Origin of the sequence: Methylobacterium sp. J-076 (assembly GCF_022829405.1) — a bacterium.
Taxonomy (GTDB): domain Bacteria; phylum Pseudomonadota; class Alphaproteobacteria; order Rhizobiales; family Beijerinckiaceae; genus Methylobacterium.
In genome coordinates this window covers 23,117-36,706 of record NZ_JAKSXW010000046.1, presented here as the reverse complement: position 1 = coordinate 36,706, position 13,590 = coordinate 23,117, and the positions used below count along the sequence as shown (strand labels likewise).

General features: G+C 71.6%; 14 protein-coding genes. 7 read left to right on the top strand and 7 right to left on the bottom strand.

What is annotated here, in order from left to right:
• Nucleotides 1–84: 84 nt before the first annotated feature.
• Nucleotides 85–378: a hypothetical protein gene (locus tag MKK53_RS03550; RefSeq protein WP_409564262.1), complete on the top strand. Its 294-nt coding sequence runs from the start codon at nt 85–87 to the stop codon at nt 376–378.
• A 67-nt stretch (nt 379–445) separates the two neighbouring features.
• Here MKK53_RS03550 and MKK53_RS03545 read toward each other — a convergent pair whose 3' ends face one another.
• From MKK53_RS03545 to MKK53_RS03535, 3 genes are all read right to left on the bottom strand, one after another.
• Complete coding sequence (locus MKK53_RS03545; protein WP_243926984.1) at nt 446–1,387, bottom strand: DMT family transporter; 942 nt, start codon at nt 1,385–1,387, stop codon at nt 446–448.
• Between the two features lie 138 nt (nt 1,388–1,525).
• On the bottom strand, nt 1,526–1,876 hold the full coding sequence (locus tag MKK53_RS03540; protein ID WP_243926982.1) for a hypothetical protein: 351 nt from the start codon (nt 1,874–1,876) through the stop codon (nt 1,526–1,528).
• Nucleotides 1,877–2,363: 487 nt separating this feature from the next.
• On the bottom strand, nt 2,364–3,566 hold the full coding sequence (locus MKK53_RS03535; protein ID WP_243926980.1) for a pyridoxal phosphate-dependent aminotransferase: 1,203 nt from the start codon (nt 3,564–3,566) through the stop codon (nt 2,364–2,366).
• Between the two features lie 117 nt (nt 3,567–3,683).
• Here MKK53_RS03535 and MKK53_RS03530 point away from each other — a divergent pair, with 117 nt between their 5' ends.
• Genes MKK53_RS03530 through MKK53_RS03520 form a run of 3 tightly spaced genes read left to right on the top strand, consistent with a single transcriptional unit; the run spans nt 3,684 to nt 5,362 of the window.
• A complete protein-coding gene (locus MKK53_RS03530; protein WP_243926978.1) occupies nt 3,684–3,968 on the top strand; it encodes a type II toxin-antitoxin system ParD family antitoxin in 285 nt (94 codons plus the stop codon).
• A gap of 1 nt (nt 3,969) precedes the next feature.
• Nucleotides 3,970–4,296, top strand: a complete 327-nt coding sequence (locus MKK53_RS03525; RefSeq protein WP_279598796.1) for a type II toxin-antitoxin system RelE/ParE family toxin — start codon at nt 3,970–3,972, stop codon at nt 4,294–4,296.
• Nucleotides 4,297–4,342: 46 nt separating this feature from the next.
• On the top strand, nt 4,343–5,362 hold the full coding sequence (locus MKK53_RS03520) for an LLM class flavin-dependent oxidoreductase (RefSeq protein WP_243926973.1): 1,020 nt from the start codon (nt 4,343–4,345) through the stop codon (nt 5,360–5,362).
• 100 nt (nt 5,363–5,462) lie between these two features.
• Here the strand turns inward: MKK53_RS03520 and MKK53_RS03515 are convergent, their stop codons facing one another.
• The 3 genes from MKK53_RS03515 to MKK53_RS03505 are packed head-to-tail and all read right to left on the bottom strand — an operon-like array spanning nt 5,463 to nt 8,673.
• On the bottom strand, nt 5,463–6,887 hold the full coding sequence (locus MKK53_RS03515; RefSeq protein WP_243926972.1) for a sulfate adenylyltransferase subunit 1: 1,425 nt from the start codon (nt 6,885–6,887) through the stop codon (nt 5,463–5,465).
• On the bottom strand, nt 6,887–7,858 hold the full coding sequence (gene cysD, locus MKK53_RS03510; protein WP_243926970.1) for a sulfate adenylyltransferase subunit CysD: 972 nt from the start codon (nt 7,856–7,858) through the stop codon (nt 6,887–6,889). The genes MKK53_RS03515 and cysD overlap by 1 nt, the downstream gene beginning before the upstream one ends.
• Nucleotides 7,855–8,673: a phosphoadenylyl-sulfate reductase gene (locus MKK53_RS03505; RefSeq protein ID WP_243926968.1), complete on the bottom strand. Its 819-nt coding sequence runs from the start codon at nt 8,671–8,673 to the stop codon at nt 7,855–7,857. Before MKK53_RS03505 ends, cysD begins: the two co-directional genes overlap by 4 nt.
• Before the next feature lie 268 nt (nt 8,674–8,941).
• Between MKK53_RS03505 and MKK53_RS03500 the strand changes: the two genes are divergently transcribed.
• The 3 genes from MKK53_RS03500 (at nt 8,942) to MKK53_RS03490 (ending at nt 13,245) form a co-directional block, all read left to right on the top strand.
• Nucleotides 8,942–9,457, top strand: a complete 516-nt coding sequence (locus MKK53_RS03500; protein WP_243926967.1) for an Lrp/AsnC family transcriptional regulator — start codon at nt 8,942–8,944, stop codon at nt 9,455–9,457.
• Between the two features lie 110 nt (nt 9,458–9,567).
• Complete coding sequence (locus tag MKK53_RS03495) at nt 9,568–11,331, top strand: sulfite reductase flavoprotein subunit alpha (protein WP_243926964.1); 1,764 nt, start codon at nt 9,568–9,570, stop codon at nt 11,329–11,331.
• Between the two features lie 117 nt (nt 11,332–11,448).
• A complete protein-coding gene (locus MKK53_RS03490) occupies nt 11,449–13,245 on the top strand; it encodes an NADPH-dependent assimilatory sulfite reductase hemoprotein subunit (protein WP_243926962.1) in 1,797 nt (598 codons plus the stop codon).
• Between the two features lie 92 nt (nt 13,246–13,337).
• Here the strand turns inward: MKK53_RS03490 and MKK53_RS03485 are convergent, their stop codons facing one another.
• Nucleotides 13,338–13,556 (bottom strand): hypothetical protein, encoded by a 219-nt coding sequence (locus MKK53_RS03485; RefSeq protein WP_243926960.1) that lies wholly within the window; start codon nt 13,554–13,556, stop codon nt 13,338–13,340.
• Nucleotides 13,557–13,590: the final 34 nt, after the last annotated feature.

The window sequence follows — 13,590 nt, the reverse complement described above, 5'->3', positions numbered from 1 at the left end:
CTCAACCCCGTGCAACGATTTGCCGCCGTGGCCGTTCGGTGCGGACGGAGCCGGCGAACCGGCGACGCTTCAGGAGGAACCCCCGTGAGACATTCGCTCAAGACGGCCCTTCTCGCCGCGGCACTCGCCGCCGGCTCCCTGTCCGTGGCGCTGCCGGCCCAGGCGCAGGGCCTCGTCGGCGGCGTGCAGCGCGGCGCGGCCGAGGGAGACCGGGTCGGCGGCCCCGTCGGCGGCGTGGTCGGCGGAGCGGTGGGCGGCGCGGTCGGCACCGTGAACGGCGCCCTCGGGATCGATCCGGGCCGGCGCGCCTACCGCACCGACATGCGCTCCCGCCGAAACTATCACCGCCGCCCGGTGCGCCACCGGCACCCCCGCTGAGGACGGGGCACGGACCCGGCGCGGAGGCACGGCGCCGGGTCGCCTCAAAGCCGTCCTCGCCGGGACCTCACGCCTTCCGGCGCATCGTATCCTGGGCCAGGAGGTAGAGGCCGGAGCCGATGACGATCATCGCCCCCGCGATGGTCCAGCGGCCCGGCAGGTCGCCGAACAGCAGGAAGCCCAGCGTCACCGACCAGAGCAGCTGGGTGTAGATGAACGGCGCCAGCACGTTGGCCGGCGCCCGGGCATGGGCCAGCACCAGCAGCCAGTGCCCGAGGGTGCCGAACAGGGCGACCGCCAGCATCAGCGCCCAGTGGCTCCACTGCGTGGGGCTCGTCCAGATCCAGGGCAGCAGCGGCGCCATCAGCGCGACGCCCGCGAGCCCGGTGTAGAACATCGTCGTCGCCGTCGAATCGTAGGCCGCGAGCTTGCGGGTGACGATGGCGTAGAAGGCGTAGACGACCACGTTGGCGAGGCTGAGCAGGGCCGCCGGGTGCATGGCCCCCACCCCCGGCTGCACGATCACCAGCACCCCCAGGAAGCCGACGCCGATGGCGCCCAGCCGCGCCCGGGACGACCATTCCCCCAGCAGGGGCCCGGCGAGCAGGGCGACCGTCAGCGGCGCGGCGAACTGGATCGAGATCGTCTCGGCCATCTGCAGGTAGCGCAGGGCCATGAAGTTCAGGGCCGTCGAGGCGAAGAGGAGCAGGGAGCGCAGCACCTGCAGCCCGAGGCGGCGGCTGCGCACCACGCTCGGCGTCCGCACGGGGTTCACGAAGACCGAGATCATCGCCACGCTGGCGGCGTAGCGCATGAAGGTCGTCACCAGCGGATCGACCCCCGCCCGCGCCAGGGACTTCCCGCAGGCGTCGAGGCTCGCGAAGAAGGCGACCGCGCCGCACATGAGCGCGATGCCCACGATCCGGCGGCGGCGGGCGGCATCCGCCTCACCGGCCTGCTGGGGCGAGAGGTCGGCCTGGGCCGGGACGGAGGTGGCGGGCGTGCCCATGGGAAGCGAATCGGGGGAGCGGCGGACATCCGCGGCGTCGGACCTCGGATCTCACGCCGGGGGCGACGCCGGTAGGGGCCGCGGCGCAACGGAACCATGCGGCGGGGACGCGGGAGCGCCCGCGCCGGCCACCGTCCGTCAGCGCTTGGCCACCTTGGCCGCCTTGGCCTTCGCCGCCCCGGTGGCGGTGGCCACCAGCGCCGCGAGGTGCGACTGGTCGAGGCCGACCGGGGCCGCCCGCGCCGCCTTGGCCACGGGGGCAGGGGCGGGGACGGGGACGGCGGCGGTCGCCGGGCGCGGATCGAGGGCCGGAGGCGCGGCCTGGCGCGGCGCGATCGACCCGGTGGTCTCCGGATCGGGCAGGCTCGCATAGGCGGCGCTGACCAGCCCCCCGGGCTCGCGCTGGAGGCGCAGCGCCCAGTGGACGGCGGTGGAGAGGGCGGCGACGGCCAGGATGGCCTTGATCCCGCCAGTGAGCAGGGAACGCATGCAGACGGGCCCGAGAGAACGCAAACACTGCGGACCGGATCCCGGCCCTTTCACAGGTTCGCACCGGAGCGTGAAGGAACCCGCAAGGGGCCCGCCCCATCACTGCCCCGTTTAGGGACGCGACTGATCCGCCAACGATGATCGGAAGTGGAACTCGGCCTTACCCAAGCAATCTGCAAGCGCAGAGCCATCGCGGGCACGTCCTGCCTCGCGCCGGGCGCGGACGATGAGTGGGCCTTGCGCCTGATCCACGGTTCCTGTTCCCCGCGTCTCCGACACTCCTGCAGCTGCTCGGCCCACTAAGCCTCACAGGCGCGACCCAGAGAACTGGTCCGGACCGTCCCGTCACTGCCGACCCCGTTGCCATGCAGGCCCGAGCGGGCTCGCGAAACCTTCAGGCGCATCGGCCCCGGGGAAGGCCCGTGTAAGGGGTCGCAGGCGAGCCGGCAACCGAACCCGGGCGGTGACCCGGCGCCGCAGCCGGCCCTCAGCGCAGGGAGCCGCAGAACCGCTGGATGCGGCGGCAGGCCTCTTCCAGCACCGCGTCGGAGGTGGCGTAGGAGATCCGCAGGTTCGGGCCGAGGCCGAAGGCCGAGCCGTGGACCGCGGCCACGCCCTCGGCCATCAGCAGCTCGGTGACGAAGTCCTGGTCGGTCTCGATCACCTTGCCGCCCTCGGTGCGCTTGCCGATCGTCTCGGCGCAGGACGGGTAGACGTAGAAGGCCCCCTCCGGCGTCGGGCAGGTGAGGCCCTTGGTCTGGTTCAGCATCGACACCACGAGGTCCCGGCGCTTCTGGAAGGCGGCGCGGAAGGTGGCGAGGTGGTCCTGCGGGCCTTCGAGGGCCGCCACCGCCGCCCACTGGGCGATGGTGGTGGCGCCCGAGGTCTGCTGGCCCTGCACGAAGTCCATGGCCTTGATCAGCGCCTCCGGCCCGGCGGCGTAGCCGATCCGCCAGCCGGTCATGGCGTAGCCCTTGGAGACGCCGTTCATGGTCAGCGTCCGCCCGTAGAGCTCCGGCTCGACCTGGGCGGGGGTGACGAACTCGAAATCGCCGTAGGTCAGGTGCTCGTAGATGTCGTCGGTCAGGACGTGCACGTCCGGGTAGCGGAGCAGCACGTCGGTGAGCGCCTTCATCTCGGTGCGCGAATAGGCGGCGCCGGAGGGGTTCGAGGGCGAGTTGAGGATGATCCACTTGGTCTTGGGCGTGAGCACGCGCTCCAGCTCGGCCGGCTGGAGCTTGAAGCCCTCCTCCATGCGGGTCTCGGCGAACACCGCCGTGCCGCCGCACAGCCCCACCATCTCCGGGTAGGACACCCAGTAGGGGCGGGGGATCACCACCTCGTCGCCGGGGTTCAGGGTGGCGAGCAGGGCGTTGTACAGGATGTGCTTGCCGCCGGTGGCGACGATGGTCTGCGAGGGCTTGTAGTCCAGCCCGTTCTCGCGCTTGAACTTCTTGGCGATCGCCTCGCGCAGGGGCACGATGCCGGAGACCGGCGGATAGCGGGTCTCGTTGCGCTGGATCGCCTCGATCCCGGCCTGCTTGATGTGCGCGGGCGTGTCGAAGTCCGGCTCGCCCACCGAGAGCGAGATGACGTCGACGCCGGACGCCTTCAGCTCGCGCGCCTTCTGCGTCATCGCGATGGTCGCGGACGGCTTCACCCGCGAGAGGACGTCGGCGAGGAAGGCCATGGTCGTGCTGAGCTCCAGTGATGCGACGCGGACCCTAATCCCGCCGCCGGGAGCGGGCAAGCATCGCGCCAACACCCGGTTTCTTTGATATCCTGGCCTTGAATCGGGAGACGGGCGATGCCGCGGGGCGAGACGATCAGCGTGACGATGGCGCCGGAGACGCTCCGCGCCGTGCGCGAGCGCGTCGAGGCGGGGGAGTACGCCTCGGTGGACGCCGCGCTGGACGACGCCGTCCGCGCGCTCCAGCGCCAGCGCCGGGAGGAGGCCGAGGACCTGGACGCGATCCGCGCCCGCATCCGCCGCTCGCTGGACGATCCGCGGCCCGACTTGAGCAGCGCGGAGGTGCAGGACGAGCTCGACATGATGTTCGCCGAGGCGGAGCACGAATTCCGCCGTGCGTAGGATGCGAGTGACGTTCCGCCCGCAGGCGCGGAACGATCTGAAGGCGATCTTTCGAACGATCCTCGAGCGGAGCCAGGACACCACCACCGCCCGGAGGTTCACGCAGCGAATCAAGGATCGCTGTGATCGGATCGGAGACGCCCCTTACGGGGGTCGTCCGCGTGACGATCTCGAACTGGGCTTGCGGAGCGTTCCCTTCGAACACTCGGCGGTGATCATCTATCGGATCGATCAGGGGCAGGTGCGCATCGCCAATGTTTTCTATGGCGGTCGGGACTTCGAGCGTCTCTTTGACGGAGGTGAGGGCGAACGAGACCCCACCGCCTGACGCCTGCCCCTCCCACACCACCGTCCGCGCCCCCATCTCTTGGGGCATGATCCCGCTCTCCGTCCTCGACCTCTCCTTCGTCTCCTCGGAGTCGACCCCGGCGCAGGCGCTGCACGACACGCTGGCGCTGGCCCGGCACGTCGATGGCCTCGGCTATCGCCGCTACTGGCTCGCCGAGCACCATGCCCTGCCCAACGTGGCGAGCCCGGCCCCCGAGATCATGATCGGCCAGATCGCCGCCGCCACGCGCCACCTGCGGGTCGGCTCGGGGGGCATCATGCTGCCGAACCACGCGCCGCTGATGGTGGCCGAGCGCTTCCGGGTGCTGGAGGCCCTGTTCCCCGGCCGGATCGACCTCGGGGTCGGCCGGGCGCCCGGCACCGACGGCGTCACCGCCCGCGCCCTGCGGCGGCGGGAGGCGCCCTCCGGCGCGGGGGGCGACGACTTCCTCGACCGGCTGCAGGAGCTGCTGTTCTGGGACGGGGGCTTCCCCGAGGGCCATCCCTTCGCGGCCATCCCGGTGAGCCCGGCGGGGGTGCCCCTGCCGCCGCTGTTCCTCCTGGGCTCGTCGGATTACGGGGCGCAGCTCGCGGGGCAGATCGGCGCGGGCTTCGCCTTCGCCCAGCACTTCTCGGGTCTCCCCGCCGAGGGGCCGATGCGGGACTACCGCCACCTGTTCCGGCCCTCGCGCCTCGGGACGAAGCCCCACGCCATCCTCGCGGTGGCGGCGATCTGCGCGGAGACGGACGCGCAGGCCGAGCGGCTGGCGGCCAGCGCCCGGCTCTCGACCCTGCGGCGGGAGCGGGGCGAGTACCTTCCGCTGCCGAGCCTCGCCGAGGCGGAGGCCTACCCGTACTCGGCCTCCGAGCGGGCGCGGATCGAGCGCGGGCGGGACCAGTTGCATGTGGGCGCGCCGGACACCCTGCGGGCGCGGCTCGGGGCGCTGGCCGAATCGGTCCAGGCGGACGAGCTGATGATCGTCACGGTGGTGCCGGATCAGGCGGCCCGGCGCGCCTCGTACGGGCTGCTGTCCGAGGCGTGGGGAGTGCGGGCCGAGGCCGCCTGAGGGGCGAGGCAGGGCGCCGCCCCGCATCCGCAGAAGGTCTCGGACCCTTGGAAACCGGCATTTCGTGGAGGGCCGCCCCGGGGGATCCCGGGGCGGTCCGTCAGCGGCCGAACAGGCGCTTCAGGCTGCCGAGGAGGCCGGTGGAGGACGCGGCGTCCTGCTCCGTGCCCCGGGGCGCGGGGGCCACCGTGCCCTGTGGGGCCAGGACGAGGCCGAGGGCGGCCGTGTCGGTGGTCTCCCGGTCGATCAGGATGAAGCTGCCGGTCTCGCGGTTCTCGGCGTAGGCATCCACCGCCACCGGCCGGTCGAGGCTGAGGCGCACGTCGGCGATGTCGTTGGCCGCGAGCCGCTCGGCGGGGCCGGGCTTGCCGGTCTCGGGGTCGATGCGCGAGACGATCGCCTCGACGGTGGCCGTCACCGTGGCGGTGCCGATCTTGGCGAGCAGGCTCGCGCCGGGGGCCAGTTCGGTCTCCGCCGCCCAGAACAGGCGGGCGTCGAGCTTGTCCAGGGCGTGCAGCGGCGCGCCCTCGGCGGCGATGACCTGCCCGCGGGAGGCGTCGATCTGCTCGGCCAGCACCAGGGTCACGGAGAGGTCGGCCCCCGCCTCGGGCAGGTCGCCGTCGGCGGTGTAGATCCGCTCCACCGTGGCGGTGCGTCCGCCCGGCTGCACGCTCACCCGGTCGCCCGGCCGCACGCTGCCGCTGGCGATGCGCCCGCTGTAGCCCCGGAACTCCGAATCCGGCCGGTTCACCCACTGCACCGCCATGCGGAACGGGGCGTTCAGGGCCTCCTCGCGCACCGGCACGGTCTCGAGGAAGGAGAGCAGGGTGCCGCCCGTGTGCCAGGGGGTGTTCACCCCCGGCTCGACCACGTTGTCGCCGTTCTTGGCCGAGAGCGGGATCGCCCGGATCTCGGCGAAGTGCAGGCCCGTCGCGAAGGCGCCGAAGCCGGCCACGATCTCCGCGAACCGGTCCTGCGACCAGCCGATCATGTCCATCTTGTTGACGGCCAGCACCACCCGGCGGATCCCGAGCATCGAGACCAGCAGGGCGTGCCGCCGGGTCTGGCGGGTGAGGCCCTGGCGGGCGTCCACCAGGATCACCGCCACGTCGGCGGTGGAGGCGCCGGTGGCCATGTTGCGGGTGTACTGCTCGTGGCCGGGGGTGTCGGCCACGATGAACGAGCGCTTGTCCGTGGAGAAGAAGCGGTAGGCGACATCGATGGTGATGCCCTGCTCGCGCTCGGCCTGGAGGCCGTCCACGAGGAGGGCGAGGTCGATCTCGGCGCCCTGCGTGCCGTGCTTGCGGGAATCCCGGCGCAGCGCGGTGATCTGGTCGTCGAAGATCTGCTTGGTGTCGTGCAGCAGCCGGCCGATCAGGGTCGACTTGCCGTCGTCCACCGAGCCGCAGGCGATGAAGCGCAGGACTTCCTTGCTCCGGTGCGTCTCCAGGAACGCCGCGTAATCGCGGGCGACGTCGGCGGGGACGGGCGGCTGGAACGTGTCCTTGGGCGGATGGACGGTCATCAGAAGTAGCCCTCCTGCTTCTTGCGCTCCATGGCGCCGGCGCCGTCCTTGTCGATCACCCGGCCCTGCCGCTCCGAGGTGCGGGCGGCCAGCGTCTCGGCGATGATCTCGGGCAGGCTCGCGGCCTCGCTCTCCACCGCCCCGGTGAGCGGGTAGCAGCCCAGCGTGCGGAAGCGGACCACGCGGTCCTGCGGGGTCTCGCCGGGGTTGAGGGGCAGGCGCTCGTCATCGACCATCAGGAGCTGGCCGTCGCGCTCCACCACGGGGCGGGGGGCGGCGAAGTACAGCGGCACGATCGGGATGTTCTCCTGCTCGATGTAGAGCCAGATATCCAGCTCGGTCCAGTTCGAGAGCGGGAAGACGCGCAGGGACTCGCCGCGCTTCTTGCGGAGATTGTACAGGTGCCAGGGCTCGGCGCGCTGGCGCTTGGGGTCCCAGCGGTGCTGGGCGGTGCGCAGGGAGACGATGCGCTCCTTGGCGCGGCTCGCCTCCTCGTCCCGGCGGGCGCCGCCGAAGGCCGCGTCGAACTTGTGCTGGTCCAGCGCCTGCCGCAGCGCCTGCGTCTTCATCACGTCGGTATGGACCTCGGAGCCGTGGCTCACCGGCCCGACCCCCCGGGCGAGCCCGTCCTGGTTGGTGTGGACCAGCAGGTCGAGGCCGAGCTCCTTCGCCCGGGCATCCCGGAAGGCGATCATCTCCTTGAACTTCCACGTCGTGTCGACGTGGAGGAGCGGGAACGGCAGCCGGCCGGGGGCGAACGCCTTCAGGGCGAGGTGCAGCAGGACCGAGGAATCCTTGCCGATGGAATAGAGCATCACCGGGTTCTCGGTCTCGGCGACCGTCTCCCGGAAGATGTGGATCGCCTCGGCCTCGAGCCGCTTGAGGTGGCTCAGGCGGGCGGGGGAATGGGCCGCCGCGGAGGCGATGGTCTGGGCGGTGTCGGGCCGCAGGGCGGCGGGGGCGGCGCTCATCGGGCGAACTCCGGCTGGCGGGTGGCGGGGGCGGGCTCGAACACGGCGGCCTCCTGGCCCGGCTGCACGGCGGCGCCGGGGTGGCCGACATGCAGCCCGCATTCCTTCTTGTCTTCCTGCTCCCACCACCAGCGCCCGGCGCGCTCCGGCTCCCCCACCTTCACGGCGCGGGTGCAGGGGGCGCAGCCGATCGAGGGGAAGCCCCGGTCGTGCAGGGCGTTGTAGGGCACGAAGTTCTCGCGGACGAAGAGGTCGATCCGCTCCCGCGTCCAATCGGCGAGGGGGTTGAGCTTCACGAGGCCGCGCTCGGCATCGTAGGCGGCCAGCGGCGTCGCGACGCGGTTGGCCGATTGCCCGGCGCGCAGGCCCGTGAGCCAGCCCGCGGCGGAATCGAGCGCCCGGCCCAGCGGCTCGACCTTGCGGAAGCCGCAGCAGGCCTGCCGGGCGGCGACCGAGCGGCGGAAGCCGTTGATGCCCTCCTCGCGCACGAACGCCTCCTCCGCCGCGCGCTCGGGCACGTAGGCGAGGATGCGGATGCCGTAGGCCGCCTCGGATTCGACCCAGGTCTCGTAGGTCTCCGGGAACAGCCGCCCGGTGTCGAGGGTGGCGATCTCCACCCGCGTGCCCGCGAGCTTGGCCATCGCCAGGGCGTGGGTGAGCACCTGATCCTCGATGCCGAGGCTCGTGGTGAACACCAGCCGGCCGGGCACCTCGCGGGCGATCAGGGTGAGGCGGGCGGGGAGGTCGAGGGGGGCGAGGCGCTGGGCGAGGTCATCGACCTCGGCCCCGGCCGCCCTGAAGTCCGTGGGGGACATGGTGTGTGGCTCCTGCGCCGGCCCTTGTGGAAGCGGGGGGCCGCGCCGGTTGTCGAGGGAGCGAAATGTTCGCTATACCGAACGAAGTCAAGGCGAACGGGCCGATTCCCGCCCCGCAAAGGGCGGATGCCGCGTGCGTGGGCGCACATGGCAACGGTTTGTTACCCGCCCCGTCATAAAAAATTATTCTCGAAAACCCCGTACTCACCCTATATGGGCGGAAGTTCCTTCTTCAGGAGAAGGGGCCCCGAAATGGCGGAGTTCGCTCTTGGATGCCATCGATCTGAAGATCCTCGCGCTGCTGCAGCGGGACGCGACCCTGTCGATCGCCGCCATCGGCGAGCGGGTCGGCCTGTCGCAGACGCCGTGCTGGAAGCGCATCCAGCGCCTGGAGGCGGACGGGGTCATCGACCGGCGCGTGGCGGTGCTCGATCCCGTCAAGCTCGGGCTTGGGTTGACGGTTTTCGTCTCGATCGAGACCGCCGACCACTCCCAGGAGTGGCTGCAGCGGTTCGCCGACACCGTCTCCGCGATGCCGGAGGTGCTGGAATTCTACCGGATGGCCGGGGATGTGGACTACATGCTGCGCGTCGTCGTGGCCGATATGCAGGCCTACGATGCCTTCTATAAGCGCCTGATCTCGGTCCTTCCGCTGAAGAACGTCACCTCGCGCTTCGCCATGGAAAAAGTGAAGTCCACCACCGCCCTGCCGCTGCCCGCGCCGCCCAAGGCGTCTAGGCACCTGCCGGACTTCGCCCCCGCCCTCGCCGCGGTCGGAGAATGATCTTCTCCTTTCGCAGCGCAGCACGATGGCGATCTTCTCACTTCGCGCCGTTCTGCAAAAAGAACGTTCCCGGTTGACATGGGCCCCGCGCCCGACGACATGGTCCCCCGATGTCTCGCTCCGCTCTCCTCCCGCGCACCGCTCCCTTCGGGGATGGCGAGCGCGCCAGCCTCGACGCCGTGCTCGGCAACGCGACGCCGACCCAGCGGGCCTGGCTCGCGGGCTTCCTCGCCGGCCTCGACGCGGCCGGAGGCCAGCCCCAGGCGGCGCCGGCCGCGCCCCCCAAGGCCAGCGAGCCGCTGACCGTCGTCTACGCGAGCGAGTCGGGCAATTCCGAGAAGCTGGCGGGGGATGTCGCCAAGCTCGCCCGCAAGCAGGGTTTCAAGCCGAAGGTGGTGGACTTCGCCGACCTCGACCTCGCGACCCTGCCGAAGGTGGGCAAGCTCGTGGCCATCGCCGCCACCTGGGGCGAGGGCGAGCCCCCGGCCCGGGCGGTGCGCGTCTACGGTGAGCTGATGGGCGAGGGCGCCCCGCGCCTCGACGGGGTGGAGTTCGCCGTGCTGTCCCTCGGCGACACCTCCTACGTGGAGTTCTGCGCCATCGGAAAGGCGCTCGACGCGCGGTTCGAGGCCCTGGGCGGCAAGCGGGCCGCCGAGCGGGCCGACCTCGACCTCGACTTCGAGACCCCCGCCGCCGACTGGATCAAGGGCACGCTGAAGGCCCTGGCGCCCGCCGCCTCCCCCGACAACGTGGTGGCGGTGGACTTCGCCCGCACCGGCGGCGACGAGGAGGCCGAGCCGAGCCGCGACCCGGTCGTGGTCGAGGTGGTCGAGCACGTGAACCTCAACTCCTCCCGCTCCGACAAGGAGACGATCCACCTCGCGCTGGCCTTCGAGGACGGGGCGCCGGCCTACGAGCCCGGCGACTCGCTGGAGCTCTACCCCGAGAACGACCCGCAGCTGGTGGACGAGATCCTCGCCGCCGCGGGCCTCGCCGGGGACGAGGCCCTGCGCCGCTCCCTGCTCGCGGAGCGCGACATCACCACCCTGTCCCCGGCCACGATCGAGCGCTTCGCCAAGGCGACCGGCTCGGCCGAGGCCCAGGCCTTCGCGGCGGGAGCCGAGGCCCGCGCCTGGGTGGAGGGGCGCAACCTCATCGACCTGATCGAGCGCTTCCCCGCCACGCTGACCGCCGAGCACCTCGGCGCGATCACCCGGCCGCTGCCGCCGCGGGCCTACTCCATCGCCTCCTCACGCAAGGAGGTGGGGGACGAGGTCCACCTCGCCATCGTCGCGGTGCGCTACGAGACCTTCGGCCGCCAACGCTCCGGGGTCGCCTCGGTCCACGTGGCCGACCGGATCCGCGACGGCGCCAAGCTGCGGGTGCGGCTGAAGCCGAACCGGCACTTCCGCCTGCCCGCCGACCCGGCCACCGACATCATCATGGTCGGCCCCGGCACCGGCGTCGCCCCGTTCCGCGCCTTCGTGCAGGAGCGCAGGGCGATCGAGGCCCCCGGCCGGTCCTGGCTGTTCTTCGGCGACCGCCACTTCACCCACGACTTCCTCTACCAGCTCGAGTGGCAGGAGGCGCTGGAGGACGGGTCGCTCACCAAGATCGACGTGGCCTTCTCGCGGGATCAGCCGGAAAAGATCTACGTCCAGAACCGGATCGACCAGCACGCCGCCGAATTGGTGGAATGGCTGGATGGCGGCGCGCACTTCTACGTCTGCGGCGACGCCAAGCACATGGCCAAGGACGTCCGCGCCGCCGTGGTGCGGGCCTTCGAGACCGTGAAGGGCCTCTCCTCCGCCGACGCCGAGGCGCATGTCGCCGGGCTGGAACGGGCGAGGACGTACCAGCAGGACGTCTACTGACAGCCACGACCCCTCCCCCCCTGCGGGGGAGGGCGGCCCCCGTCAGGGGGTCGGGAGAGGGGACGCCACGTCCGGAAGGGTCGCGGCGCGAGCCATATCCAGCACCGGACCAGACCCATGACCGACGGCACACCCACCGCCACCAAGCGCGTCTACGAGACCCCGCCGACCACGCGCCCGATCACGGACGCCGAGGCCGCGCGGGCGGAGAAGCTCGCGGCCAACGAACACATCAAGATCGCCAGCGGCTACCTGCGCGGCACGCTGGCCGACGGGCTGCTGAAGCACGCCACGGGGGCGATCTCCGAGGATGACGGGCAGCTCGTGAAGTTCCACGGGATGTACCTGCAGGACGACCGCGACCTGCGCCCGGAGCGGACCAAGAAGAAGCTCGACAAGGCCTACAGCTTCATGATCCGCCTGCGGATCGCGGGCGGCGTGGTCACGCCCAAGCAATGGCTGGTGCTGGACGACATCGCCCGCACCTATGCCGGCGGCGCGCTCCGGGCGACCACGCGCCAGACCTTCCAGTACCACGGCGTCATCAAGTCGAACCTCAAGCGGACCATGGCCGCCATCGACGCGGCGCTCCTCGACACCATCGCCGCCTGCGGCGACGTGAACCGCAACGTCATGGCCGCCACCAATCCGGCCCAGGCGAAGGCCCATCAGGCGGCCATCGGGCTCGCCAAGACCATCTCCGACTCGCTCCTGCCCAAGACCAGCGCGTGGCGGGAGATCTGGCTCGACGGCGAGCGCGTGGTCGGCGGCGAGGAAGGGCTCGAGGTCGAGCCGATCTACGGCCGCACCTACCTGCCGCGGAAGTTCAAGATCGTCGTCGCGGTGCCGCCCTCGAACGAGGTCGACATCTTCGCCCACGACCTCGGCTTCATCGCCATCCTCGACGAGGGCAACGCGGTCACCGGCTGGAACGTCACCGTCGGCGGCGGCATGGGCATGACCCATGGCGAGCCGGACACCTTCCCCCGCACCGCGGACGTGATGGGCTTCTGCCTGCCTGAGGACGCGGTGAAGGTCGCCGAGGCGGTGATGACCGTCCAGCGCGACTGGGGCAACCGCAAGAACCGCAAGAACGCGCGCCTGAAGTACACGATCGAGCGCTACGGCCTCGACGCCTTCCGGGCCGAGGTGGAGGCCCGCCTCGGCAAGCCCCTCGGGGCGCCGAAGCCCTACACCTTCACCAACAACGGCGACCGCTTCGGCTGGACCGCGGGCGACGACGGGCGCCACCACCTGACGCTCTACGTGCCCTCCGGCCGGATCAAGGACTACGAGGACGGCCCGCAGTTCCTCGCGGGCCTGCGCCGGATCGCCGAGGAGCACGAGGGCGATTTCCGCCTCACCGCCAACCAGAACGTCATCATCGCCAACGTGCCGGAGGCGAGGCGCGCGGCGATCGAGGCGATCGTCGATGAGTACGGGATGACCAAGGGGGCGGGGGCGCTGCGGCGCAACTCCATCGCCTGCGTCGCCATGCCGACCTGCGGGCTGGCGCTGGCCGAGAGCGAGCGCTTCCTGCCGGGCCTCATGGACGACCTCGAGGCGAGCCTCGCCAAGCACGGGCTCGCGGAGGAGGAGATCACCATCCGCTCCACCGGCTGCCCCAACGGCTGCGCCCGGCCGTTCATCGCCGAGATCGGCCTCGTGGGCCGCGGCCCCGAGCGCTACCACCTCTATCTCGGCGCGGCCTTCGACGGCTCGCGGCTCGGCAAGCTCTACCGGGAGGACGCCTCCCCGGCGGAGGTGGTCTCCACCCTGGACCCGCTCTTCGCCGAGTTCGCGAAGGGCAAGCAGGCGGGGGAGCATTTCGGCGACTACCTGATCCGCGCCGGGCACGTGGCCAAGACCGGCAACGGGCCGGACTTCCACGCTCACATCGGGGCGTTGAAGTAGGGCGCCCTCGCCCGCCTCCCTTACGAGCGACGCGGCCCGCCTCCCCGGGTCGCGCCGCCTTGCCTGCGAGACGAGGTGGGGCCAAGGCCGCCTCAGCGGGGAGCGGCCACCTCACCCTTGGCCGTCCGGCGCTGGCGCGACTGGGCGGCGAGATCCGAAAACCCCGCATCGAACCGGTCGTAGAGCCGCGTGACGATTCCAAGGGCGAAGTCGAGGGAGGCCGCGAACAGGGTCACGACCCCGATGAACGCCGCCGCGGCGAGGCGCTCCGCCCCCTTGAGGACGCGACCGATCCAGTGAAACAGAGCCATGACGACCTTTCGTGACGGGAGGTCAGCCGGACGG

Coding starts and splice junctions, on each gene's coding strand:
- MKK53_RS03540 (WP_243926982.1), bottom strand. CDS start 1,876: ATGCGTTCCCTGCTCACTGGCGGGATCAAGGCCATCCTGGCCGTCGCC.
- MKK53_RS03535 (WP_243926980.1), bottom strand. CDS start 3,566: ATGGCCTTCCTCGCCGACGTCCTCTCGCGGGTGAAGCCGTCCGCGACC.
- MKK53_RS03530 (WP_243926978.1), top strand. CDS start 3,684: ATGCCGCGGGGCGAGACGATCAGCGTGACGATGGCGCCGGAGACGCTC.
- MKK53_RS03490 (WP_243926962.1), top strand. CDS start 11,449: ATGACCGACGGCACACCCACCGCCACCAAGCGCGTCTACGAGACCCCG.
- cysD (WP_243926970.1), bottom strand. CDS start 7,858: ATGAGCGCCGCCCCCGCCGCCCTGCGGCCCGACACCGCCCAGACCATC.
- MKK53_RS03505 (WP_243926968.1), bottom strand. CDS start 8,673: ATGTCCCCCACGGACTTCAGGGCGGCCGGGGCCGAGGTCGATGACCTC.
- MKK53_RS03495 (WP_243926964.1), top strand. CDS start 9,568: ATGTCTCGCTCCGCTCTCCTCCCGCGCACCGCTCCCTTCGGGGATGGC.
- MKK53_RS03545 (WP_243926984.1), bottom strand. CDS start 1,387: ATGGGCACGCCCGCCACCTCCGTCCCGGCCCAGGCCGACCTCTCGCCC.
- MKK53_RS03520 (WP_243926973.1), top strand. CDS start 4,343: ATGATCCCGCTCTCCGTCCTCGACCTCTCCTTCGTCTCCTCGGAGTCG.
- MKK53_RS03485 (WP_243926960.1), bottom strand. CDS start 13,556: ATGGCTCTGTTTCACTGGATCGGTCGCGTCCTCAAGGGGGCGGAGCGC.
- MKK53_RS03515 (WP_243926972.1), bottom strand. CDS start 6,887: ATGACCGTCCATCCGCCCAAGGACACGTTCCAGCCGCCCGTCCCCGCC.
- MKK53_RS03525 (WP_279598796.1), top strand. CDS start 3,970: ATGCGAGTGACGTTCCGCCCGCAGGCGCGGAACGATCTGAAGGCGATC.